Source organism: Amycolatopsis speibonae (assembly GCF_042647925.1).
Classification (GTDB): Bacteria; Actinomycetota; Actinomycetes; order Mycobacteriales; family Pseudonocardiaceae; genus Amycolatopsis; species Amycolatopsis speibonae.
On record NZ_JBHRWK010000016.1, the window covers coordinates 82815 to 108641 of the forward strand.

Annotated in this window: 11 protein-coding genes and 1 pseudogene; 5 read left to right on the top strand and 7 right to left on the bottom strand. The window is 72.0% G+C overall.

Going from position 1 to position 25827, the window contains the following annotated elements; genetic code table 11:
- Window positions 1–12: 12 nt before the first annotated feature.
- Both ACFOSH_RS12300 and ACFOSH_RS12305 read right to left on the bottom strand, forming a co-directional pair.
- Window positions 13–234 (bottom strand): hypothetical protein, encoded by a 222-nt coding sequence (locus tag ACFOSH_RS12300; protein WP_378238924.1) that lies wholly within the window; start codon window positions 232–234, stop codon window positions 13–15.
- On the bottom strand, window positions 234–6623 hold the full coding sequence (locus tag ACFOSH_RS12305; RefSeq protein ID WP_378238925.1) for an SDR family NAD(P)-dependent oxidoreductase: 6390 nt from the start codon (window positions 6621–6623) through the stop codon (window positions 234–236). Before ACFOSH_RS12305 ends, ACFOSH_RS12300 begins: the two co-directional genes overlap by 1 nt.
- 302 nt (window positions 6624–6925) lie before the next feature.
- Between ACFOSH_RS12305 and ACFOSH_RS12310 the strand changes: the two genes are divergently transcribed.
- From ACFOSH_RS12310 to ACFOSH_RS12330, 5 genes are all read left to right on the top strand, one after another.
- Window positions 6926–8617, top strand: coding sequence for a flavin monoamine oxidase family protein (locus tag ACFOSH_RS12310; RefSeq protein WP_378238927.1), 1692 nt, complete (start codon window positions 6926–6928; stop codon window positions 8615–8617).
- A 19-nt stretch (window positions 8618–8636) separates the two neighbouring features.
- Window positions 8637–10049 (top strand): class I adenylate-forming enzyme family protein, encoded by a 1413-nt coding sequence (locus ACFOSH_RS12315; protein ID WP_378238929.1) that lies wholly within the window; start codon window positions 8637–8639, stop codon window positions 10047–10049.
- Window positions 10050–10076: 27 nt separating this feature from the next.
- Complete coding sequence (locus tag ACFOSH_RS12320) at window positions 10077–11015, top strand: ACP S-malonyltransferase (protein WP_378238930.1); 939 nt, start codon at window positions 10077–10079, stop codon at window positions 11013–11015.
- Complete coding sequence (locus ACFOSH_RS12325) at window positions 11012–12568, top strand: MFS transporter (protein ID WP_378238931.1); 1557 nt, start codon at window positions 11012–11014, stop codon at window positions 12566–12568. The genes ACFOSH_RS12320 and ACFOSH_RS12325 overlap by 4 nt, the downstream gene beginning before the upstream one ends.
- A 203-nt stretch (window positions 12569–12771) precedes the next feature.
- Window positions 12772–15555 (top strand): helix-turn-helix transcriptional regulator, encoded by a 2784-nt coding sequence (locus ACFOSH_RS12330; RefSeq protein ID WP_378238932.1) that lies wholly within the window; start codon window positions 12772–12774, stop codon window positions 15553–15555.
- A 6-nt stretch (window positions 15556–15561) separates the two neighbouring features.
- Here the strand turns inward: ACFOSH_RS12330 and ACFOSH_RS12335 are convergent, their stop codons facing one another.
- The 5 genes and pseudogenes from ACFOSH_RS12335 to ACFOSH_RS12355 form a co-directional block, all read right to left on the bottom strand.
- Entirely contained in the window at window positions 15562–18285 is a 2724-nt protein-coding gene (locus tag ACFOSH_RS12335; RefSeq protein ID WP_378238933.1) for an AAA family ATPase, read from the bottom strand.
- Window positions 18286–18294: 9 nt separating this feature from the next.
- Window positions 18295–21045 carry an AAA family ATPase gene (locus tag ACFOSH_RS12340; RefSeq protein ID WP_378238934.1) on the bottom strand — a complete coding sequence of 917 codons (2751 nt, stop codon included), beginning with the start codon at window positions 21043–21045 and terminating at the stop codon, window positions 18295–18297.
- Entirely contained in the window at window positions 21042–23738 is a 2697-nt protein-coding gene (locus ACFOSH_RS12345; RefSeq protein WP_378238935.1) for a helix-turn-helix transcriptional regulator, read from the bottom strand. Before ACFOSH_RS12345 ends, ACFOSH_RS12340 begins: the two co-directional genes overlap by 4 nt.
- A 479-nt stretch (window positions 23739–24217) precedes the next feature.
- Window positions 24218–24883, bottom strand: coding sequence for a helix-turn-helix transcriptional regulator (locus tag ACFOSH_RS12350; RefSeq protein ID WP_378238936.1), 666 nt, complete (start codon window positions 24881–24883; stop codon window positions 24218–24220).
- A gap of 529 nt (window positions 24884–25412) precedes the next feature.
- Window positions 25413–25827, bottom strand: a pseudogene (locus ACFOSH_RS12355) (hypothetical protein); the annotation flags it as partial.

The following is a 25827-nucleotide window of genomic DNA, read 5'->3' on the forward strand; positions in this document are numbered from 1 at the left end:
CACCCTCGCAGGTCAGAAGATCTCGTCGGTGAGGAAGTCGAAGACCTTGTCGACCGCGGCGTCGAAGAGCAGGTCGTCGAACTCGTCGTCCTTGTCGCCGGCCGCGTAAGCCAGCAGTAGCTTCTTCAGCGGCTTGGCGACCTTCTTGCGGTCTTCGGGATCCAGGTCGCTCAGTCGTTCGCTCAGCCGCTCGATGTCGGCCAGCACCTTGGCGACGGCTTTCTGGTCCGCCATCAGGAAATCCCCAGTTCGGTGGCCAGGAAGTCGACGACTTCGTCCGCTGTCGCGTCCTCCAGCCGGCCACCGACGTCGGTCCCCGGCGTGGTGAGGCCGTCGAGCAGGGCCCGCAACCGCCCGGCGACCGCCGTGCGGCCGTCGTCGTCGACCCCGGTCAGGCGCGCCTCGAGCTTGTCGAGTTCGGCGAGCACCGCGTCGGCCGCGCTGAGCGACGGCGGTGCCAGTTCGGTCAGCAGGTGCGCGGCCAGCGTGGCGACGGTCGGATGGTCGAACACGGCGGTGGCCGACAGGCGCAGCCCGGTGACGCCGTTGACCCGGTTGCGCAGTTCGACCGACGTCAGCGAGTCGAACCCGAGGTCCTTGAACGCGCGCGCCGGGTCGATCATGCCGCCCGCCTCGTGGCCGAGGACGGCGGCGGCGTTGTGCCGCACCAGATCGATCAGCAGGGTCGTGCGTTCGTCGTCGGGCAGCGCCGTGAGGCGCTCGGCGAGACCGGCGCCGCCCGTCGTCACGGGCCCTGCCGCGCGCCGGGTCGCGACCTTCGCGAGGCCGCGCAGGACCGGCGCCACTTCGGTGGTCCGGGCATGGGCGCGCAGCGCGGCCCTGTCGACTTCGATCGGCAGGACGGCGGTGAACCCGCCGTCGAGAGCGGCGTCGAACAGGGTGAGCCCGGCCTCGGCGGTCAACGGCGGCAGCCCTTCGCGGGCCATGCGGTCGACGTCATGCTCGGCCAGTCCACTGCCCATTCCCTCCCGCCAGAGCCCCCACGCGAGCGAGACGGCGGGCAGGCCGTGCGCGCGACGACGGGCAGCCAGCGCGTCCAAGAACGTGTTCGCGGCCGCGTAGGACGCCTGGCCCGCGGAGCCGACGATCCCGGACACCGAGGAGTAGAGCGCGAACAGCGCGAGGTCGTGGCCGAGGGTCAGCTCGTGCAGATGCCAGGCCGCGTCCACCTTGGGGCGCAGCACTTTCGCGAGCCTTTCGGGGGTCAGGCCGGTCAGCACGCCGTCGTCGAGGACGCCCGCGGTGTGCACGACACCGGTCAGCTCGACGCCGTCCAGCAGCGCGGCGAGCGCGTCCCGGTCGGCGACGTCGCAAGCTTCGATCCGGACTTCGGCGCCCAGCCCGGCGAGCTCGGCGGCGAGTTCGCCCGCGCCCGGCGCGTCCGGGCCACGGCGGCTGGTGAGCAGCAGCTTGCGAACGCCGTGTGCGGTCACGAGATGCTTCGCGACGAGCGCGCCGAGTCCGCCGGTGCCACCGGTGACGAGCACCGGCCGCTCCGGGTCGAGCGCCCGCGGCACCGTCAGCGCGACCTTGCCGATATGCCGGGCCTGGCTGACGAACCGGAACGCGTCCGGCGCGTGCCGGACGTCCCAGGTCCGCACCGGCAGCGGGGTGAGCGCGCCCTGGTCGAACAGGGCGATGAGCTCGGCCCAGATCTCGGCGGTGCGCGCCTGGCCCGCTTCGATCAGGTCGAAGGCCCGGTAGGCGACGTTTTCGGGGGCGCGGACGTCGGTCTTGCCCATTTCGAGGAAGCGGCCGCCGGACGCGGTCACGTCGAGGGAGGCGTCGACGAACTCGCCCGCGAGGGAGTTGAGCACGACGTCGACACCGCGTCCGCCGGTCGCGATCCGGAAGTCCTCGGCGAAGTCGAGGGTCCGCGAGGACGCGATGTGGTCCCCGGGCAGCCCGGCCGCGCGCAGGACGTGCTGCTTGCCCTCGCTCGCGGTGCCGAACACCTCCGCCCCCAGGTGGCGCGCGAGCTGCGTCGCGGCCATCCCGACCCCGCCCGCGGCCGAATGGATCAGGATCGACTCGCCCGTTTCGAGTCCGGCCAGGTCGACCAGCGCGTAGTAGGCGGTCAGGAAGACCAGCGGGACGGTCGCGGCCTGCTCGTCGGTCCAGGCGTCCGGGACCCGGGTCAGGAACGGGCGCTCGCCGACGGCGACCGGGCCGATCCCGCCGTGCACCATGCCCATCACGCGGTCACCCGGCGCCAGATCGGTCACCGCGGCGCCGGTGGCCAGCACCGTCCCGGCGACCTCGCAGCCCAGCGGACCGGCCTCGCCCGGGTACATGCCCAGGACGTTCAGCACGTCGCGGAAGTTCAGGCCGGCCGCCCGGACGGCGATGCGGACGTCGTCCGGTCCGAGGTCCGGCTCGTCGATCGGTGCCAGGGCGAGGTTTTCGACCGTGCCTTCGCCGGATTTGTCGAGCCGCCATGGCCCGGTGGGCGGCAACAGGACTCCCGCGCCCGCCTCGGTGATCCGCGGGACGAGCGGGACACCGTCGCGCACCGCGACCTGCGGTTCCCCGGTCGCCACGGCCATCGGCACGTCTTCGGCCTCGCCGTCGACGAGCACGAACCGGCCCTGGTGCTCGGCTTGCGCGCTGCGCACCAGGCCCCAGATCGAGGCGGCCGCCGGATCGGTCGCGTCCGGCCCAGCCGCGTGTCGCGTATGGACGACCAAAGTGGACTCTTCGCCGGTCACCCAGTCCTGGAGTACTTCCAGTACACGGGTAGCGAGGTCGTGCGCCGAGTCGACAGGGTCGCCTTCGGGCAGCACAGACAGCACGGCGTGTTTGCCGGGGACGACCTCCGGATACGCCGTGCACGCCACCGGTTCCACGGCCGCGACCGGCGTCCAGTCCACAGTGAACAGTCCGGTGGGAAGCTCTCGTCCACGTGCGGCAGGGCGGCGGACGACCAGCGAGCCGACGCTCAGTACCTCGGCGCCCGACGGATCGACGGCGACCAGCGAAACGGTGTCCTCCGCGTGGAAGGTGATCCGCAGCCGCAACGCGGTCGCACCGCTCGCCGTCAGCCGGACTCCCGACCAGGAGAACGGCAGTCCACCGGCGGTCTCCGCCGACTCGCGCAGGAACATCGCGTGCAGTCCGGCGTCCAGCAGGGCCGGATGAATACCGAAGCCGCCGTCCTCGTCACCGGGGAGCTCGACTTCGGCGTGGACGTCGTCTCCGTCGAGCCACACCGCTCGCAGGCCGCGGAACACGCCTTCGTAGTCGAAACCAGGCAGATCGTCGTAAAAGCCTTCCAGGGATTGACTTTCCCCAGGCGGCGGCCACGCGATCTCCCGGGTGGTGGCGTCGACCTCAGCGGCGAGGACGCCGTTCGCATGCCTTGTCCAGTCCTCGCCGTGCTCCGGTCGCGAATGGACGGCGATCGCGCGGCGGCCGTCGTCGTCCGCGGCGGCCACCACGACCTGGACCTCGACCGGGGCCGCAAGCACGAGCGGCGCGCCCAGGGTCAGTTCTTCGACGCGGCCGCAGCCGGTTTCGGCGCCCGCATGCAGGGCCAGTTCGAGGAAACCGGTGCCGGGGAACAGGATGTCGTCGCCGACGCGGTGACCGCTCAGCCACGGCTGGTCGGTCACCGAGAGCCGGGCGGTGAACACGGTGTCACCGCCGGGAACGGCGACCACCGCCCCGAGCAGCGGATGTTCGGCGCGGCGCAGGCCGAGCCCGCGCGCGTCCCCACCGGGACCGGGAGTGAGCCAGTATCGCGACCGCTGGAACGGATACGTCGGCAGGTCGATCCGGCGTCCACCCGGGGCGAGCGCGGCGAAGTCGACGTCCACCCCGCGGACGTGGGCGGTGCCCAGCGCGGTCAGGATTTCGGGGACCTCGGGCCGGTCGCGGCGCAGCAGCGGGCGCGCGACACCGTCGTCGATCAGGGCCGACAGGACGCCGTCCGGGCCGAGTTCCAGGTAGGTTCCGCAGCCGGACTCATTCAGGACACGCAGCGCGTCGGTGAAACGGACGGTCGCCTCGACGTGCCGGATCCAGTAGTCGGCCGAGTCGTGCCCGCCGATCTCACCGGTGACCGTCGAGACGATCGGCAGATTCGCGGGCCGGTAGTCGGCGAGCCGCGCGATCCCGGCGAACTCGTCGAGCATGTCCCGCATCAGCGGCGAGTGGAAGGCGTGGCTGACGTTGAGCCATTTGACCTTGCCGTCGAACCCGGCGATCGCCGCCTCCAGCGCGGCACGCGCGCCGGACAGCACGACGGCTTCCTCGCCGTTGACCGCGGCGATCCCCGCCTCACGTTCGTGCCCGATCAGGAGCGCGCGGGCCGTTTCTTCGTTGGCGCGCAGGGAAACCATCGCGCCGCCGTCGGGCAGCTCGCGCATGAGCCTGCCGCGCGCGGCCACCAGCATCGCGGCGTCGGACAGCGACAGCACGCCCGCGACGTGCGCGGCCGCGAACTCCCCGACCGAATGCCCGCACAGGTACGCCGGGACGACGCCCCAGGACTCCAGCAGCCGGAACAGGGCGACCTCGACGGCGAACAGCGCGGGCTGCGCGTAGTCGGTGCTGTCCAGCAGCGCCGGGTCCGCCTCGCCGAACACCACCTCCCGCAGCGGCGGGTCGAGTTGCAGGTCCACGTGGGCGCAGACCTCGTCGAAAGCCTCGGCGTAGACGTCGTAAGCGTCGTAGAGCTCACGGCCCATCGCGATCCGCTGGGCGCCCTGCCCGGTGAAGAGGTACGCGAGTTCGGCGGGCTCCTGGAGCGGGCCGCCCCGCAGGACGCGGTCATCGAAAGCGGTCAACGCGTCCGTCAGGCCGGCAGCGTCCGGCGCCAGGACGAAGGCGCGTTCGGCCAGCGTCGCGCGGGTCTTGGCGAGCGAGAAGGCGACGTCCACCGGGTTCGCTTCGACGGTGGCGAGCTGGGCCGCGCGGGCACGCAACGCCTCCGGATCGGCGGCTGAGAACGCGACGGCGACCGGTGAAGACACCGAGGGTGCGGGCTGTTCCGGCGCGGCGGGCGCCGGTTCTTCGAGGATCAGATGGGCGTTGGTGCCGGAGATGCCGAACGACGAGACGGCGGCCCGGCGAGGTTCCTCGCCGCGCGGCCAGTCCACCGGCTCGGCCAGCAACGAAACCGCGCCGGAGGACCAGTCGACCGCCGAGGTCGGATCGTCGCCGTGCAGGGTGCGCGGCAGCCTGTCGTGCCGCAACGCCATGATCATCTTGATCACCCCGGCCGCCCCCGCGGCCGCCTGCGCGTGCCCGATGTTGGCCTTCACCGAACCCAGCCACAGCGGCGTTTCCCGGTCGCGGCCGTAGGTCGAAAGCAGGGCCTGCGCCTCGATCGGATCGCCGAGCGTGGTCCCGGTCCCGTGCGCCTCGACAGCGTCCACAGTGGACGCACCGATCCCGGCGTCGGCCAGCGCGGCGCGGATCACCCGCTGCTGGGAGGGACCGTTCGGCGCGGTGAGCCCGTTCGACGCGCCGTCGGAGTTGACCGCGCTGCCGCGGATCACCGCGAGCACCGGATGGCCGTTGCGTTCGGCGTCGGAAAGCCGTTCCAGGACGAACATCCCCGCGCCTTCGGCCCACGCGGTGCCGTCCGCCGCGGCGGAGAACGGCTTGCAGCGCCCGTCCGGCGCCAGGCCACGCTGATGCGAGAAGGCCACGAACGGGCCGGGCGTGCCGAGCACCGCCACCCCTCCGGCGAGCGCGAGACCGCATTCCCCGTTCCGCAGCGCGCGGACCGCGAGATGGAGGGCGACCAGCGAGCCGGAACAGGCGGTGTCGACGGTCAGCGCGGGCCCCTGCAGGCCGAGGGTGTACGCGATCCGGCCGGAGACGACGCTCGGCGCGCTGCCGGTGAGCAGGAGCCCGTCGAGACCTTCTGGCGCGTCGGCCAGGCGGGTGCCGTATTCCTGCGGCTCGGCGCCGACGAACACCCCCGTCCGGCTGCCGGTCAGGGTCCCGGCGTCGATCCCGGCGCGTTCCAGTGCTTCCCACGCCGTCTCCAGGACCAGGCGCTGTTGCGGGTCCATCGCCAGGGCCTCACGCGGCGAGATACCGAAGAATCCCGCGTCGAATTCGGCCGCTCCGGGCAGGAATCCCCCGTGCCGCACGTAGGTCCGGCCCGGTGTCCCCGGCCGCGGGTCGTACAGGCCGTCGACGTCCCAGCCGCGATCGCGGGGGAACTCCGTGACGACGTCCCTGCCCTCGTCCACGAGGGACCACAGGGCGTCGGGCGAGTCCGCGCCGCCGGGGAAGCGGCAGCCGATGCCGACGATCACGATCGGTTCGCCGGAGGCCGCCCCGCCTTCCGCGACGTCAGTGGCCTCGGCTCCGAAGAGGCACTCGTCGAGGAAGTCCGCCAGCGCTTCCGGTCCAGGATGGTCGTAGGCGAGGGTCACCGGCAGGTCGAGCCCGGTCTCGTCGCTCAGCCTCGCGTGCAGCTTCACCGCCAGCAAGGAGTCGAACCCGAGGTCGGCGAAGGTACGCCCGGGCGGGAGCGGGCCGTCCAGCACCGCCGACGTCGCCCGGCGCACCAGGCCCAGCAGCGTGCGGCGCCGTTCGGGGCGCGGCCTGTTTTCCAGCCGTCGCAGGGAATCCAGCTCGGTCATGCGCGCACTCGCCACCTCGGGTCGCCTGGCACAGGGAAGTCGCGGTCCAGCTAGCCACAGCGGCCGTCGCGGGCGGGACGGAACTGTTCCACCGCCGGGTAACCGCCCGCTCCCTGCCGGGTTTCCGGGTCGTGGACAAGCGGTGGAAAAGGTATCCAGCGTCCTTGATCGGAATCGTTAACGTGGCTTTCGGCGAACCGGATTTCAGCGTTGAGACCCGTAGCCGCACGAGAACGCCGGCGTCCGCCGTGCCGGCCCGGGTCGTCAGCGCGACGCCAGAACCAGTGCCGGAGGTAACGCCGATGACCATGTCTCCCGTCGAAGAACGCGTCCTGCCCCGCCAGCGGGCCGAGGCGGCGCCGCCGACGAGCATGCTGTGCCCCGATTTCCCGTTCGCCTACGACGACTGGATCCGCCATCCCGCCGGCCTCGGCCGGGTGCCGCGCCAGGCGCACGGCACCGAGGTCGCGGTGATCGGTGGTGGCCTGTCCGGGATGGTGGCCGCCTACGAGCTGATGAAGCTCGGCCTGAAACCGGTGATCTACGAGGCCGAACAGCTCGGCGGCCGGATGCGGTCGGTGAGCCTGCCCGGCTACCCGGACGCCGTCGCCGAAATGGGCGCCATGCGCTTCCCGCCGTCCGCCGGGGCGCTGTTCCACTACATCGACAAGGTCGGGCTGGAGACGACGCCGTTCCCCAACCCGCTCTCCCCCGCCTCACCGAGCACGGTGATCAACCTGCACGGCGAGAACCACTGGGCGCGCACGTCCGCCGACCTGCCGCCGGTGTACCGCGAGGTCAACGACGCCTGGACGAAGACCCTGCAGGAGCAGGCCGACATGTCGCTGATGGAGGACGCCATCCGGCGCCGCGACATCTCGACCATCAAAGCGCTGTGGAACCACCTGGTCACCAAGTTCGACAACGTGTCGTTCTACGGGTTCCTGACCTCGTCCCCGCTGTTCTCCTCCTTCGAGCACCGCGAGATCTTCGGCCAGGTCGGCTTCGGCTGCGGCGGCTGGGACACCGACTTCCCCAACTCCGCGCTCGAGATCCTGCGGGTGATCTGCACCGACACCAGCGACGAGCACCACCGGATCATCGGCGGCTGCCAGCAGCTGCCGCTCGGCCTGTGGGCGGACGAGCCCGCCGACCTCGAATACTGGCCGTCCGGCACCTCGCTGAAGAGCCTGCACGGCGACGAGCCGCGCCCGGCGGTCGTGCGGATCGACCGGACCGGCCGCGGGTTCACCATCGAGGACGCGAACCGTGACGTGCGCACCTACCCGGCGGCGATCTTCGCCGCGCAGAACTGGAACCTGCTCTCGGGGATGAAGAGCGACGACGCCCTGCTGCCGCAACCGGTCTGGACCGCGCTGGAGCGCACCCACTACATGGGCGCGTCCAAGCTGTTCGTCATCACCGACCGGCCGTTCTGGCTCGACCAGGACCCGGCGACCGGGCGCGACGTGATGAGCACGACGCTCACCGACCGCATCCCGCGCGGGGTCTACCTGATCGACAACGGCCCCGACGAACCCGGCACGATGCTGCTCTCCTACACGTGGAACGACGACTCGCTGAAGGTCGCCTCGCTGACCCCGGACGAACGGCTCGACGTGATGCTGGACGCGCTGGCCAAGATCTACCCGGGCGTCGACATCCGCTCGCACATGATCGGCCCGCCGATCGCGATCACCTGGGAGACGCAGCCGCATTTCAAGGGCGCCTTCAAATCCTGCCTGCCCGGCAGCTACCGCTACCAGCGGCGGCTGTTCACCCAGTTCATGCAGCGCGGCGCCGCCGACCACCACCGCGGCTTCTTCCTCGCCGGCGACGACGTCGCGTGGATCGCCGGTTTCTCCGAGAGCGCGGTCACCACCGCGCTGAACGCCGTGTGGGGCGTCGTCGAGCACCTGGGCGGCGGCACCCATCCGGACAACCCCGGTCCCGGCGACGTGTTCGACGAGATCGCCCCGGTGAGCCTGGATTGACAGCGGAAAGGACTTCCCCATGTTCGCGAAGATCTATTCCCCCGACGCGGTCACCGGCGGCGCGGCCTTCGAACAGCAGGCCCTCCGCGTCGCCGAAGTGCTGCGGGACCGCGGCGTCGGCTCCGGTGACCGTGTCCTGCTCAAGGCCGACAACACGTTGGCCTATCTGACGATCCTCGTCGCGCTGATGCACGTCGGCGCGTCGGTGGTGCTCGTCGACCACATGGAACACGCCGACCGGACCGCCGAGACGATCGCGGGTTCCGGTGTCGTGCTGGCCGTCGTCGACGACGACGCGCCGATGCCGGTGGACGCGCCCGCGGCCTACACCTACGAGATCATGGTGGCCGCCGCCGACCGGACCCCGACCGACGTCCAGTTGCGGTTCGACGTCTGGGAAAAGCTGCCCGACAGTCTCGTGATGTGGTCCTCCGGCTCGACCGGTGTCCCCAAGGGAGTCGCGAAGAACGGCGCGCGCTTCCTGAAGAACCTGGAACGCAACGCAGATCTCGTCGGCCACGTCGCCGAAGACGTCCTCCTGCCGCTGCTGCCGTTCAACCACCAGTACGGCCTTTCCATGGTGATGATCGCGTGGCTGCGGGACTGCTCGCTGGTCATCGCGCCCTACCGCCGTCCCGACCGCGCGCTGCGCCTGGCCGGACGCGCCGGGGCGACGGTCGTCGACGCGACGCCGTCCACTTACCGCAGCTTGTTCAACATCATCGGGAAACGTCCCGCGCTCAAGGAGGAGTTCTCCCGGGTGCGCATGCTGTGCAGTGGCGCCGCCCCGCTCGAACCCGGGGTCGTGGACCAGTCGGAAGAGCTGTTCGGCATGCCGCTGCTCGACAGCTACGGCAGCACCGAAATGGGCAACGTCGCCTTCGCCAACACCGGGAACCCGCACGGCTGCGGACAGATCGTCGAAGGGCTGACGCTTCAGGTACGGGCCGACGACGGCACCGCGCTGCCCCGCGGCGAGGTCGGCGAACTGTTCGTCCTCGACCCGGATCTCATGGAGGGCTACCTCGACGCGACCGGGCAGGTGCTCCCTGTCGACCGCGGCTGGTACGCCACCGGCGATCTCGGCAGGCTCGACGCGGACGGGAACCTGTTCGTCGTCGGGCGCAAACGGGCGGTGCACCGCAACGGGCACACCCTGCATCCCGAAGTGATCGAGCACCGGCTGGCCGCCGACGGCTGTTCGGCGAAGATCGTCGCGCTGCCCGATCAGCGTCGCGGGTCGAGCCTGGTGTTCGTCGTCGAGGACGACGCGCGGCGGGACTCGCGCTACTGGCGTGACCGGATCTGCGGTGTACTGCCCCCTGCGGAGCAGCCGAACCGCGTGCTCGTCACCGATCAGTTCCCGTTGAACCGCAACGGGAAGCCGGACCGGAAGCGGCTGGAGCAGTTCGCCGCGGCCGAACAACTCTGATCCCCACCACGAAACTGGGTGTGCACTGTGGACAAGTTCACGGATGCCGTCCTCTTCCCTGGCATGGGCCCCGCCCGCGCTTCGGAACTGGGCCGGTTCCTCGTCATCGATCCCCTGGCCCGGCGCCTGCTCGGGGTGGCCGAGCAGGCGCTCGGGCGTTCCCTGCTGGATCCGCTCGCCGGAACGGGCGAGGAGTACAACGAGCACACCCAGATCGCGTTCGTGCTCGCGTCGCTGGCGCTCGCCGAACGCGCGGAGCGGGAGCACGGGCTGGTACCGATCGCGGTCGGCGGCGCCAGCTTCGGTGAACGCGCCGCCGTGGTGCGCGCCGGTGCTCTCCCCGTGGCGGATCTCGTCCGGCTCGTCGACGCGGTCGCGTGCCGGGAGCGCGCGTATTTCGAGACGGCGCACCAGGATCTCGTCAGCCAGTTCATCGTGCGGACACCGGAACCGGCGCTCGGCGAGATCCTCGACGGGATCGGCCACGAGCTGTCCGGCCGGTTCGACGACGAGGTCCACCTGGTGACCCTGCACGAATCCGACCTGGACGAATTCGTCCGGCGGGTGCGGGCGGCCGGCGGGTACGCGCTCACGACCATGCGGCCCGCGGCGCACGCGCGGATGCTCGGCGGCCTGCGCGACAGGCTGGCGGAAGAGGTCTTCGGCGGGTTCGGTTTCGCCGACCCGATTCTGCCGATCGTGTCCGATCAGGACGGAGAGCCGATCCGGACCGGTGACGGGGCGGCGTCGCTCCTGCTGGAGTCGACCGTCAACGCGGTCCGGCTGCCCGGGCTGGTCCACCGGTTCGCCGAATTCGGCGTCGGCCGGGTCCTCGTCGCCGGTCCGGACCACCTGCTGCACCGGCTGCCGGGACTGACGTCGGCGTTCACCCTGCTGCGCGCCGACCTCCGGGACACCTTGAAACCGAGGGCCCGGCCCCGCCTGCCCGAGGCGGTGGCGGCATGAGCGCCAAGGCCCGCGACATCGCGACGATCATGGTGTCCTGCCTGGCGCAGCTGATGGTCGCGATCGACATGACCGTGCTGCACCTGGCGGTACCGGCGCTGACCACCCAGCTGGGCGCGTCCGCCGAGGAACTGCTGTGGATCGCGGACGTCTACGGCTTCGCCATGGGCGGGCTCCTGGTGACCATGGGCAACCTCGGCGACCGGTTCGGCAGGCGACGGGTCCTGGTGATCGGGGTCGCCGCCTTCGCACTGGGCTCGCTGGTGGCCGCCTACGCCCCGACAGCCGAAACGCTCATCGCGGCCCGCGCGCTGCTGGGTGTCGCGGGTGCCGCCGTCCTGCCCTCGACGACTTCGTTGCTGCGCGCGGTCTTCACCACCCAGCGGGCGCGGACGGCCGCGGTGGGGGTCACCGCCGGGGTGTCGGCCGCGGGTTTCGCGATCGGCCCGATCGTCGGCGGGGTCCTGCTGGAGCATTTCTGGTGGGGTTCGGTGTTCATGGTCAACATCCCGGTGGCCCTGCTGATCCTCGGGGCGGCCCGCGTCGTGCCCGAATCCCGCTCCAGCGGCCGATTGCGGCTCGATCTGCCCAGCGTGCTGCTGTCCATCGTCGGCGTGGTCGCGGTGGTGTACGCGCTGAAGGGCGCGTTCTACGTCGGCCTGTGGTACCCGGAGGTGCTCGGCGCTTTCGCGGTCGGTGGCGCGTCGCTGTGGTGGTTCGCCAGGCGCCAACGACGCCTCGAGCAGCCGCTGATCGACCTGGATCTGTTCCGCAGCCGCGGTTTCTCGGCGTCGGTCGGCTCGAACCTGGTGTCGGTGTTCACGATGTCGGCGTTCGCCCTGATCTCCAGCCAGTATTTCCAGCTCGTGCTGGGCTGGAGCCCGCTGCGGTCCGGGCTGGCGTTCGTGCCGGGCGCGATCGCCGCGCTCGTCGCGGGCGGGATCCTGGCGGCCAAGGCGGTGCGCCGGTTCGGCCGGGCACCGACCGTGTCGGGCGGGCTGGCGCTGGCATCGATCGGCTTCGGGCTGTTCGGCGCGGTGAGCACGGATTCCTCCTACGTGCTGGTGCTGGCCGCTCAGGTGGCGTTCGGGGCGGGGGCCGGGCTCACGCTGACCGTCACCGGCGACACCATCCTCGGCACGGTCCCCCGCGACCGCGCCGGCGCCGCGTCGGCGATCTCCGCCACCGCCTACGAACTCGGCGGCTCGCTCGGCATCGCGGTGGTCGGCAGCGTCCTGTCGGCGGTCTACCACGCCGAACTGACCCTGCCCGCCGGCGTGCCACCCGAACTGGCCGCCCAGGTGCGGGAATCATTCAGCGCCACCGCGGCGGTCGCGACCGGCCTGCCGGAACCGGTGGCGACGGCGGTCCGCCTGGCGGCGGAGGAGTCGTTCGTCGGCGGCATCCGGACCAGCATGCTCGGGAGCGCGGCGGTGATGGTCGTCCTCGCGGTGGTGGCGCTGCGGAGCCTGCGCGGCGTCCCGAAGGTGATCGAGACGGACGTACCCCCTCAACCCGATCCCGTCGCCGAGGCCCCAGGCACCCGCATTTAGTCCTCTGGATGCGGTAGTTGCACGCGCAAGGACCGCATCCAGAGGACGAAACGCGAAGCGGTCGACCGTGGTCCGCCGGGGCAACTATGCTGGCCGAAGGTGCCCCGGCCACCTGACCTCCCGACCGAACGGTCCTCCTTGCGCCATGCTCGGAGCGACCGTCGCCCGGCCGCGCCGTGGTCCCGCGCCGGCCGAGGAGGGAAATGGGAGCGACGGCCGTCACGAGCGCCGGACCGGATGACGCGCAGGCCGCTTTGGACCGGGTGCTCACCGGGCCCGGCGCGATCTGGGTGGTGCACGGGCCCGCGGGCAGCGGCCGCAGCACCGCGCTCTCCGGCCAGGCCCAGCGCGGACGCCGGTCCGGGGTCGCCGTCCTGCCCGTGCCCGCCGGCCCCGAGCCTGAAACCGTTCTGCTCCGGCTGACGACCCAGCTGGTCGAGCTGATCACCGCGCTCGACAGACCCGAGCTGGTCAGCATGTTGAGCGCCGTCGCGTGGCTACGGGCGCGGTTGGAGTCGGGTTCCGGCGCCGGACCGCAGACGACGGCCCACGATCTGATCACCGTTCTCGCCACCCTCGCCCCGCGCAGCCGCACGGTGCTGCAGTTCGACGACTTCGATCTGCTGCCGCCGGAACTCGCCACCGTGCTCACCCTGGTCGCCGAGGGTGCTCGCGCCACCGGGACGGTCACCGTCGCGACCGTGACCGGCAGGGAGCCCGCGGGCGGCCCGGCGGGCAAACTGCTCGCCATCGCCGACGGCACGATCGGCCTCCGGCCGTTGACCGCGGCCGAGACGACCGCGCTCCTGCCGGGCTGGACCACCCGGGCGGGCCGGATCGCGAGCGATCCCGCGCTCGTCACCGCGGTGCGCGCCGCGCTCGGCCCGTTGTTCGGCAATCCCGGCACGGTCGGCGCGACGATCGCGGGTCTGCGCGCCACCGGCAAGCTGTCGGTCGTCGACGAGCACGTCTGCCTGACCGGTGCGGGGACGCCGATCGTGCTGCCGGACGGGCACGCCGAGACGCTCCGGCTGCGGCGGCTCGGGCCGCGCGCCCGGCGGCTGGCCGCCATCATCGCGGTGCTGAGCGAACAAAGCGCCATCACTCTCGAAAGGTTGCCGTGGCTGGCTTCCGCGGCGGCGCTTCCGCCGTCCACCGCGGGCCAGGCCCTCGACGAGCTGGTCCGCGCCGGGATCCTTCGCACCGGGAAGGACGGTGAGGTGGAATTCGCCGTTCCCGCGCTCGCCGACAGGCTCCGGCTGGAGCACGGCGTGCGCTGGCGCACCGTGCTGCACCGGAGGATCGCGCGGGGCCTCCTCGCCACACCGCCGGTCGACCCCGCCGAAGTCGCCCCGCATCTCGCCGAACTCCCGCCGTCACCACCGGATCCCGCGATGGCGGGTCTCCTGCTCGCCGCGGCCGCGGGCGCCGGCACCGATCTGCCGACGGCCCGCCGCTATCGGCTGACGGCGCTCCGGCTGCTCGATCCGTCCGACGAACGGTTTCCCGAAGTCCTCCAGGCCTTGCTCGCGGACAGCCTCGCGGCCGGTGGCTACGGCGCGCTGGCCGACGACCTCGCCACCGTCGTGGTGCCGCGGCTCGCCGGCGCTTGGCCGTCCGCCCGGCTGTCCGCCACCGTGTTGCTGTGCTGGCTCGGCGCGCTCGCCCACGAACAGCGGCTCGCCGAACTCGACGTCGTGCGACCGCTGGCCGCCGAAGTCGCCCGTGCCCTGAACACGGCTCGCGAGTGCGGTCGTCTGCTCGACGCGGTCAACCAGGCCGACCGGCCCGTGGCCGCCGAGGCCGTCCGGGCGCTCGCGCGTGCTTGCGGCGCCGAAGACGACAGTCTGTTCGCCCTCGGCGCCGGGATCCTGCTGGGCGCGCTGCCCGGCGACGGCGGCAGACCCGCCGAGGACTGGCTGGTGCTGACGGAACCGCCGCCGCACGAGGACGTCGCCGAAGCCGCCGAGGTCCTCGACACGGTCGGCGTGCTGAACGTCCTGCTGCGCGGCCGCTACCAGGCTCCGGCGACCGGTTTCTCGGTCGGCTGGCACGCGGTCCGGCAGGCCTACCGCGAGGGCGAGTGGGACGCGGCGTTGTCACTGGCACGGCGGCTCGAAGGCGACCGCCTGTGGTGGGACCCGCCTCGCCGCCACCGGTTCGCGAGTGTGTTCGCCGCGGAGATCTGCGCCCAGCGCGACCAGCCGGACCGAGCGGCGGATTGGTTGCGCCGCTTGCCTTTCCGTACCTCGGCCGACGCCTACGTCGCGTGGGTCCGTTGTCGGCTGCGCCAGTCCGAAGGGCGGCCCGACGAGGCCGTGGCCCGAGGCTGGCGGGATTACACCGACTGCCGCGAACGCGGGGTGCGGGCGGGGATGGAACGCCTGCTCGCCCGGCTCCTGCACGGGGCGAGGCGCCAAGGAGACACTGAGACCGTGACCCGCCTGCTGTCCGAACTGGAGAGCCTCGCCGCCCGCGGCCCGACAGCTTCGGTCCAGGAGGCGGCCCTCGTGTGCGGCGGTCTCGTGCGCGGGGACAGGGAATCCGTGCGAGCGGGCGTCAAACTGGCCCGGCAGTCCGGCGACGTGTTCCGGATCGCCGAGGCGTGCGCGGCGTTCGGCGAGGTGAGCCCGGCCCCGGCGCCGTCACTGCTCGAAGCGCACCGCACGTTGCAGCGGCTCGACGCCGTCGCGTCGCTGACGTCCGTCTCGGCGCTGCTCGATCAGCACCGGATCACCTTCTCGCCGGATCGCGCGGACCGGACCGACCGCGCGACGCTGGATCCCTTGGAGCGCCATATCGTCGGCCTGATCGCGAACGGCCACACGAACCGGCAGATCGCGGCGGCGCTGCAGGTCAGCGAGAAACGCATCGAAGCCCGGCTGACGTCGCTGTTCGAGCGCACCGGCAGCCATTCCCGGGTGGAGCTGGCCGCGGCCTGGCTGCAGGGCCGCCTCGGCACGGCGGCGGTCCCCGCCGGATCCTGACCGGGCTCAGCCCGCCCGGTGGCCGCGCATCGCCGCGGCCAGCTGGGCGCGGCCGGTGATGCCGAGCTTGCGATACGAACTGGTGAGGTGTTTCTCCACCGCGCGCACGGTGACCTCCAGCAGTTCCGCGATGTCGCGGTTGCGGCGTCCGGACACCGCCAGCTCCACCACGCGCTGCTCGGTCGCGGTCAGCAGGCCGTCCTGCTGGTCCGACGGCTCGGCGGACCCGGTCAGCCAGCTCGCCCCGCAGCCGGCGGCCAGGCTGCGGCCCTCCTGCAGCCGTTCGCGGGCGTCGGGCCCGGTGCCTCGTTCGCCGAGCAGGACCAGCGTGCGGGCGAGTTCGAGCCGGTCTCCCGAGCGGGCAAGGGTTTCCGCGGCCTCGCGCAGCACCGGGACGGCGTCCTCGTCCCTGTCCAGCAGGGTCGCGCGGATCCGCAGGGCACGTCCCACCGACGACGGCGCGCCCCACGACAACGCCCGCTCGACCTCGCCCTGCGCGACAGCCTCGGCCCGCTTCGGATCGTCGGTCGCGGCCAGCAGCAAGGCGATCTGGCAGCGCAGCGGCAGCAGCACGCGGTTCCCGAACCGCTCCAGCTGGTGCACGCAGTCGAGGAAGTACTCGGCGGCGGCGGTGTGATTGGCCTCGGTCAGCGCCAAGGTGCCGTAGGCCAGCGACCGCAGCCAGGGGTCGTGGTCGACTTCCAGGTTGTCGACGATCAGCCGGGCGAGCGTCTGATCTCGTTGCTCCATCGCGATCTCGGCCAGCACCCGCATCGCCGTCATGGTGATCCCGACCCGGCTGGGTCCCGCCGAGGTCAGGACGGCCTGTGCCCGGTCGCGGGCCACGCCCAGCAGGCCCGTCGCGGAGGCCACCAGTGCCTGACCCGCCCAGGCGACCAACGTCGGCAGGTCCGGATCGGCTGCGGAGCCGCATGCCGCGGCGAGCCAGGAGTCCACCCCGTCGAGCGAGTCCGCGGCCGCGAGCACCAGCACGGTGAGCGGGAGCGTGGTGTACATCTGTTCCGGTGAACCGGGTTCCCGCTCCAGCACCTGCCTTGCGAGGTCCACAATGGACTCCCGGGGCGCGGCGCCCGCGACGGTCATCAGGTACAGCAGGACAGCGACCAGCTCCCGCTGGGCCGAAGAATCCTGGGCGGGCGCGGGGCCGAGTTCGGCCAGCCGGTCCGCCGCCGCGTCCCCGGCACCGGGCACTCCCCGCTCGTGGTAGCGAAGCCGGGCCTCCATGCGCAGGGCCGCGTCGGCCGCGTCCGGACCCGGGACCTCCCGGAGTTCCGCGAGGACCTGCCGGAGACGGCGGGCGTCCGCGGCGAAACGGACCCCTGCCACCACCGGGAGCAGGCCGAGCGCGAACGCGCGGTCGACCGGATCCCGCATCAGGCCCAGCGCCTGGTGCAGGTGCCGATGGGCGGCGGGCAGGTCGTAACCGCGTTCGACGGCAGCGAGATCGACGAGTAGTTCCGCGCGGTCGGCCCCCGGATGCGCCAGCGCGTGCTGCAGGTACTGGGCGGCCGTCTGCGGCGACGAGTTCGCCAGCGCGGCGCTGGCCGCGGTCCGCAGCACGTCCGCGGCCCACGGTTCGGGTTCGGCGACCGTGGCCAGCAGCTGCCGTCCGATCTGCTCGACCGGCCTTCCGTTGCGGTACAGGACATTCGCGGCGCGCAGGTGCAGGCGGTCCTGGTCCTCCGCGCTCAGCTGGTCCGCGACGAGATCGCCGGCCATCTCCCCGGCGAACCGCAGCAGCCCGTCGGCGGGAGCCTCGACGAGACCCAGCCTTCGCAGCGCGCGCAGCGCCGCGTCGAAGTCCGGCGAGTCGAGATCGGCGAGCTCGGCCAGGACACCGGATTCGGTCTCCTCACCGAGCGCGGCCATCGCCTTGGCCACCGCGCGGACGTCGTCCGGCTGGGCGCGCAGGCACCGGTTCAGCCGGGCCGCGGCGGGCGAGGGCCGGAGCGCGGCGAGTTCGGTCGCCGCCGCGGCGACCGGGCGCAGGCCGTGCCCGAGCATCGTGTTGACGAGCGCGTCCAGCAGCATCGGCGAACCGCCGGTGCGGGCGTAGCAGGCGTCCGCGAATTCGGGCGCGGGTTCGGCTCCGCAGCGGGCGGTCAGGTAGGCCCGGACTCCGGCGGCCGAGAGCGGGGTGGCGTGCACCGTGCGCGCCGCGGTGCGGGCGATGTCCTTGACCACGACGTCGTCCGCGGAATCGTCACCCTCCAGCAGGGTCGCGACGACGAGGACCCGCAGCCTGCTCATCCGCTTGGCCAGATAGGCGAGCCAGCGCGCGGAAGCCGCGTCGGCCCACTGCAGATCGTCCACGAGCAGCGCCACCGGACCGGTGTCGCGCACCATCTCGGTGAACAGTCCCAGCAGTTCGTGCAGTACGAGGTGAGCACGGCGTGGGTCGGGTGGATCGGCCGGGAATTCGCTGTCGGCCCGGACAGCGGCGAGCAGTTCCCCGCGCCGTCCGGCCTCCAGCAAGGGTTCCAGCAGCAGCCAGGCCACGCCGTGAGCGACACCTCGCTCCAAGGGCGTCGCGGCCGCCCGGACCACGCGCACACCCCGCGCCGCGGCCTCTTCCCCCGCCGCGTGCAGCAGCGCGGACCGGCCGGCGCCGAGTCCGCCGCGGACGACGACGAATTGCCCCGACCCGGCACGGGCCTCGGCCACCGCTCCCGCGATCGCGGCCAGCTGATCCGTTCGCTCGATCATCATGACGACGGATCAGAGCTCCTTGTCCAGCGCGTCGAACAGCTCTCGCAGTTCGGCCCGCCCGGTCACCTCGAGCTGCCGGTAGATCGCGGTGAGCCGGAGCTCGACGGCGCGTTTGCTCACGCCCAGCTCCTCCGCCAGCTCGGCGTTGGAGGCGTTCGAAAGCACGCGGCGGACAAGGTCGGTCGCGGCGGGCGAGAGCGCCCGCCATCGCCGGGACGCCGTGCGGTAGGACCGCCGGGGCCGGTCGGACAGCCGTTTCCCGAGGTCCGCGCTGCGGGAGGTCGCCCACGCGAGCTGGTACGCGGTGGCCAGCCGATCGGCCTCGCGCAGCAGGCGCGGCACGCCGCTGGTCTGGCCGCGGTTGACCTGGGCGCCCGCCAACAGCAGCATCGCCTCGACCAAGAGAACCCTGGCCGGGGACTGCTGAAGCGCGTTGACAGCCTGCGTCAGCCGGAACACCGCGTCTTCGGACCGGACCGCGACACCCGCGCTCAGATGAGTCCGCCCGATCGCGGTGCGCGTGCCCCAATCCTGCGCCAGCCGCCATTCCTCGCTGATCATCGCGGCGGCGGTGTGCTCGTCACCGAGCGCCTGCGCCGCGATGGCGACGTGCGATCGCCACGGCACCAGCCCGGGGTTCAGCCAGCCCGCCGCGGTCATCCGCCTGCCGCATTCCTGGAACAGCCCCAATGCCCGCCGATGGCGTTTCAGGTCGAGTTCCAGCAGTCCGCGCATGAAGAGCAGATACGGCGTGGCGAACCCCGGCCCGCCCTCGGCGGCCGCCGCGTCGACGGCGCGCTGGGCGGCTTCGAGGTCTCCTCGGGTGAGCGCCGCCGCGATCGCGATCGTGCTCAGCGAGCTTGCCACCGTCGGCGGCCAGCCGTCCGGCGGACCGGACGCGGCGGCCTTGGCGAGCGCCTCCTCGGCGGCCTGCACGCGACCACGTTGCAAGTGGATCCAGGCCTGGCCGGTGAGAGCGAGCGCCACCGGCACTCCGGCACCGGCGGCGCTCGCGTCCACGAGCACCTCTTCGTAGACCGAAAGCGCTTCCAGCACGTCGTCGGTCTGGTTGAAGGTGGCGGCCAGCGCAAGCCGCGGTGAGTACAGGGTCATGGGTTCGTGCGACGGATCGGCGGCCCGCCGGGCCAGGCGGCGGGCCGTCCGCCCGTCACGGCACGCGGTGGTGGCCAGCCAGGAAGCGGCGGCCGCCTGTGCGGGGGTCAGCGCGGCCGGGTCGAGGTCCGCCAGCGCGGGGACGCCGAGGAGGGCGGCACCGGCGCCGGTCCCTTCGGCCAGCCAGTGCAACGCCACCAGATCCGCGCGATCCCGCTCGTCGACCGCGGCCTCGCTCAAGACGGCCAGCTCGCGCAACGCGTCGTCCCTGGCCCCTCGCTGCATCATCAAGTCCACAGCGGACAGTCGCGTTCGGACGGTGTCGTCGCCGGAGATCCTGGTGGCCCTTGCCAGTCGCAGACCGCCGGTGAACGGGCATGACGACGCTTCGACCGTCTCCAGCTCCAGCCGCAGCCGCGCCGAGGTCCCGGGAGACGCCGGTTCGGCGAGCGCCCGCCGGTAGTACCGGGCCGCTTCGGTGTGGTCCCCGGCTTCGCGACGGCGCAGCGCGGCCGCGTGCAAAGCCTCCAGCGCCCAGGCCTCGCCGACCGGCTGGGAGCCGAGCAGCAGCCCGGCGACGTCCTCCTCCGGGGCGGCGCGGCGATGCCCGAGTTCGGCGGCGCGGCGGCGGGTCCCCGCCCGCTCGTCCGCGCAGGTCGCGGCCAGCACCCAGGTGGCCACCTGGGGGTTCATCGGCTCGGCGGGATCGGTCCCGATCAGGCCGGAGTCCGCCAGCACCCGCAGCGCCCGGCTCAGCGGCATCCCGAGCGGCCCGGCCAGCGGCCGCAGATACGCCTCGTCGAGGGTGCCGATCGCGGCGATCGTGCGCACCAGCGCGGCGAGGTCGGACGGCAGCCGGGCGAGCAGGTCGAGCGCCGTGTCCCGGCGCGCGTCCGCGGTGATGGCGGTGATCTCCGCGCCGGGACCGGCGGACGACCGGGCGAGCACCTCCGCGAGCAAGGCGGGATTTCCCCGCGTGGCCGCGTAAACCTCTTCCACGGGCAGCCGCGGCACCGGGACCGCGTGCACCAGCCGCCGGACCGCCGCCTCGCTCAGCGGCCGCAGCCGCACGACATGCCGGTTCTCGCCGGGAAGATTGCCGAGGCACAGGCGCGTGTCTTCGCCGTCCTCCTCCGGCGGGCCGGAATGCGCGGCGACGAGCAGCACAGGGGCGTTCATCCGGCGTCGCCGCAGAGCGGCCAGCCACCTCTCGGACTGCTCGTCGGCCAGGATCAGATCGTCGACGACGAGCAGGACCGGACAGCGCCGGGCCGACTCCAGCAGCCGCTGGCAGAGCAGTTCGTGCAGGACCTGCACGTCGGTGCCGTCCGAAAGCGCCGCATGCAGCCACGGGACGTCCGCGAGCTCCGGGATCGAGGCGAGCAGCTGGGAAAGAAGCCCGTACGGCAACTGTGCCTCGGTGGTCGATCCCCGCGCGGTGAACACCTGCAGGCCCCGCTCGGCGGCGAGGGCCGCGGCCTGGTCCAGCAGCGCCGTACGCCCGCTGCCCGCCGGGCCGAGCACGAGCGCGGAGCCGCCGTGGCCGTGTTCGAGATCCTCGATCAGGCGGGTGAGCAGGCGCAGTTCGGTCTCGCGCTCGACGAGTTCGTCGGTGCCTTCGGCTTCGAGCCGCCGGACCGCGCTCACCGGACACCTTCGAGGACCGCCGGACGGTCGCCGGGATGACCCAGTATCGCGGCCAGTTCGGCCCTCCCGGTGATCCGCAGCTTCCGGTACACGCTCGTCAGATGTGTCTCGATGGTCCGGACGGTGACGAAGAGGCGTTCCGCGATGACCCGGTTGCTGGCCCCGCGCCCGGCGAGCCGGGCGATATGCCGTTCGGCGGGGCTCAGCGAGGCCAGCGGCGTCACGTCGCTCGGGATCCCGGCCTCGGCGGCGGTCCGCTGGGCGCGGCGGAGCAGGAAGCGGTCTCCCGTCCGCAAACTCAGTTCGACACAGCGCCGCAGCCGGATGCGGGCCGCGGCGGTGTCACCCGTTTCGACAAGCGCGCGGCCGAGGTGGAATTCCGCCAGCGCCTCCTCCAGCCGGGCGGGCGATCCGGCCAGGATGACCGCCGCCTCTTCGATCAGCGCGATCCGCTCCGGCCCCCGGGTGGCGACCGCGGTCGCGAGTCTGGCCATCCCGATCGCCCGCGGGGTGCCCCACCGCTGTGCCGGTCCGTTCCCTTCCTCCGCGAGCTTCGCCGCGGCCTCGAACCGGCCCTCGTCGGCCAGCAGGCAGGCGGCCTCGAACCACCACGGCGCCAGCAGCGGGTTGGCGATGCCGACCTCGGCGAGGCTCTCCCCGCAGCGATGGAAGAGCTTCAGCGCCGCCTCGCGGTCTCCCGCCGCCCAGTGCACCCGCGCGTCGACGAGCTGGAACCACGGGCGCATCACCGTGTGGTCCCACAACTGCGGGGAATCGGCTTCCCGCAACAACTTCATCGCCTTCGCGGTGTCGCCCTGCTGAGCGGCGACGGTCGCGAGCGCGATCCGCGGGACGACACCGCCGGTGCGACCCTCGGCGCGGCGGCTGAGCGCGTAGGCCTGTCCTGCGTCGGCGGCCGCGGTGGCGAGTTCCCCGCACCAATGCCCGAGCAGGCCACGAAAGGCGAGGTATTCGCTGCGCTGCGCCGGGACCAGCTCGATGGCCCTGGTCAGTTCGTCCCTGGCGACGTCGACCTCGTCGGCCAGCAGCAGCGCCAGCACGGCGGAGCTGACGGCCGAATCGTCGGCGGTCGGGGTGTACCCGCGGATCGCGCGCATCGCCCATTCGGCGGCCTCGCGCGGCCGGGTCCCGTCGAGCGCGGCGACGACGGCGCACACGGCCAGATGGCGGGCGTCGACGACGGCGTCCTCCGTCCGGGGCTGGATCCGGGTGTCGAGCTTCGCCAGGCTGTCGCGGTCTTCGATGCCCACCAGGCACAGCAGTCCTTCGAGGTGGCCCCGCAACTGCTGGTCCATCTCGCCGCCGAGCACGGTGAGCACCCTGTCCAGCACGGTGACGGCGGTCCCGCAGCGGCGGGCGACGAGCGCCGCGCGGCCCAGTTTCACCGCGGCCCTCGCCCGGTCGACCGGATCCTGCTGCAGTTCGAGCGCGCGGCGCAGGAGATCGAATCCGCTGTCCGGTTCCAGCAGCGCGACCGTCTCGGCGAGCTGCACCGCGAGGCCGGCGTCGGAGGGTCTGGCCGCCGCGGCGGGCCGGAGGTAGCGCAGCGCGTCCCAGGGCGCGCCCCGGTCGCAGGCACCGCTCGCGGCGTCCCGCAGCAGGTCGACCATCCACGAGTCCAGCTCGGCGAGTTCGAGAAGGTGCTCCGCCACTTCCTCCGGCGATCCGGCCGCGTCGCTCAGCAGGATCGCCGCGGTCCGCCGCCACCGACCCAGCTCGGCGGGTTCGAGAGCGTCGAGCAGCCCGTCCCGCACCGGGTCGTGCCGGAAGGAAAACCCTTCCGCGGCAAGGATGTGCTGACTCCGCAGCAGTTCGACGGCGGTGCCGGCGGTGCGGGCGGGCAGTTTCGCCAGCCGGGCCACCAGGGACAGGTCCTGCCCGCCGAGCACCGCGATGGCGGTGGCGACCGTCCGGGCGTAGTCCGGGACCCCGGCGAACAGGGAGCGGATCAGCGCGGCGCCCGCCGCGGACCCGGCCACCGGGGCGACCCCGGACGCGACCTTGCCCAGTTCGTCGAGCATCTCCCGCAGCAGCAAAGGATTTCCGCCGGACTGCTCGACGCAGTGCCGCACGAACGGCTCCCCCGGCTCCGATCCGACGGCCTCGCGTGCCAGCGAGGCGACGGCCGCCGCGGGCAGCGGGCCGAGGTCGAGCACCTCGGTGCCGTACCAGGATTCGAGGTCCGCCAACCGTTCCGCCGCGCCGTCCGGGCCGTCGGCGGCCGATCGGACCAGGACCATCCGCACCGGCAGCCTGGTCGAGTGCCGGGAGATGAGGCTCAGCCACCGCAAAGTCGGTTCATCACACCACTGCACGTCGTCGACGGCGAGCACGATCGCGGGCTGCCCGCCCGCCCACTCGGCGAAAGCCTCGTACCAGGTGGCGAAGTCGTCCGGCTCCGGGACAAGGGCGCCCGCCCGGCGCAGGTCCGCGAGCAGTTCCCGGGAGACCGCGGTCCCGTCACCCGGCACACCGGCACCCCGGCAGACGACGGTGTCCGTGAGCGCGGCCAGCGCGGCGTGCAGGAGGCTGGACTTGCCGATCCCCGCTTGACCGCGCACGACGATGACGGAGCCTTCGCCCGGCGCGCCGGGGCTCAGCCGTGCGGCGAGCCGTCGCAGCTCGTCGTCACGTCCGGCCAGCACGCGTCCGGGTCTGTTGGCGTCCAACATCTCCCGCCTCCCTGTCGTCCCATCGGGGTCGTCGCCGTCACACAGAGCGAACAATCGCTTACGTGCTTCCATCTCATCGTGTGATCGTCTTACCGAATAGAGCGTGCAACCTCGATAAGGGTTATCCCTCACTACAGGGATACCAGGCGCTCAGATGAGCAGGTGGCCACCGGCGAGGGCTCCGAGCATGAAGCGCCACGGGCCGGCGCGCCGCCGTGCGCGAGCCCGGGTGGACGAAGAATGCCAGAAGTCGCCACAGAAGAAAACAGGGCGTTAAGCAGCGGTGCCCTCAGGGTTGCTCCCCGGTGACCGTCGGCGCCTTCAGCGCCCGGCCCGACCGCTCAAACGAGCAAAACGCTCTCGAAGATCATTACGAATTCTGCCGAAATACGTGCAACCGAAGTGGCCGTTCACTGGGACCGCACCGTAATCGCATGAGCACGTCACACTGCGGTCACCCGCACGTCAGGTCCGGGCGATCAGCTCGCGCGCCGGGACTCCGGCACCCGCGGCGGCCAGGCCGTCGAGTCCAGCAGGCCGGTGGCGAAGGCCCGGGAAACCAGTTCGACCCGGTTGCGCGCCTTGAACTTCCGCTGCAACCGGGCGACGTGGTAGTCGATCCCCTGGCGGCTCAGGTAGAACTTGTCGGCCATCTCCAGGCTGGACAGGCCGCTGGCGATACCCTGCAGGATCTTCGCCTCGATGTCGTTGACCGAGCTCAACTGCTCGGCGCGGGCCACGGCGGGCCCCACCTCCGGGAGCATGGTCAGCAGGATCGCCGTACCCGGCGCCCGCATCCGGCCCGCCACGATGGTCAGCCTGTCGGCGCCGCCGGAGCCGAGTCCGGTGACACTTCCGCGGAACCGCTGTTCCCAGCCTTCGGCGACCCTGTTCAACCGGTCGCGCAGGTGATCGGGACCGGTGGTGACGAGTTCGGGGAACGATTCGCCGAGCACGTCGGCGGGACGGCGGCCGAGCAGCCGGTAAAAGGCGGCGTTGCCACCGCCGAGCCGCAGTCCGCCACTGAGCGCCGCCAGCGGCATGTCGGCGACTTCCACGAATTCACTGATGATTCCGGGCCGCGCGGTACGACCCGCGTCGAAAGACCGCTTGCCGATCGGGGAAATCGTTCGGATGCCGGCCATGGAAAGCCCCCTTCTGCCTGAGCCAAATGTGTCCACCAAAGCCGTCCCTGCCCAAGACTCGGCAAACACTACGAACCGGCTGTCGACGGGGTCAACGAATTCCGCGGCAGTTCGTGGCCACCGAACCCACCCTGCGGACAGGCCGTACCGAAGGTTCGGTATCGGGGTTCCAGCGAGAGAATCCTCAGCTCAGCGGTCGGTTCGGTGACCGAACCTCCACCGCGGGCCCACACCACGGGGGCCGGAAAGCGAATTCCGCGTGAAGAACTTCTCGCGTTTTCGCTCAGTCAAGATAGCACCAAATCCGCCGATCCTTAACATTGATTTAAGGTAGATCTCGGCACCGCACGATCGGATTCGGAACCCGGGGACCGGTGATCGGGACACGACCGCTCCCACCTGTCGATCGACCGAATCGCGAACCCTCGTCAAAGCGATCGCTTGACCGGAATCGGGAAGTCCATTGTGGACACCAGAAAGTGACAGGGCCGCCCCCGGTGTTTCACACCTGGGGCGGCCCCGCACCGGATCAGACGGTTTCGCGCGTGGTCACCGCGTCCTTCTCGGCGGCCAGCGCGGTGCAAGTACGCACCCACAACTCCCAGCCCGCCAGCGTCGCGGCGAGAACGGCACGGCGGTGGCGTGGCGGGCCGGAGTGGTCACGAGTGGCAAGTCGTGTTCTCTTGGACCAAAAGGCAAACGTGACTCTGCGCGACACCGGGCCGTTGACGCCGACTGTGTGGATTTTGGTGCGTTGGATGACCAAAAAATCCACACAGTCCCGCCTGAACGGACCGGTCACGACGGCCGCGCAGGGAGGGGTGTGGGGAAATAGGGACAGTGAGCTTGGATCCACCGGTGTTGATGTGGTGTTTGGGGTGTGTCTGGGTACGCAAATGCCCTCTGGCTTGGGATGATTGTTCTTGCGACGGAACAAAAACCAG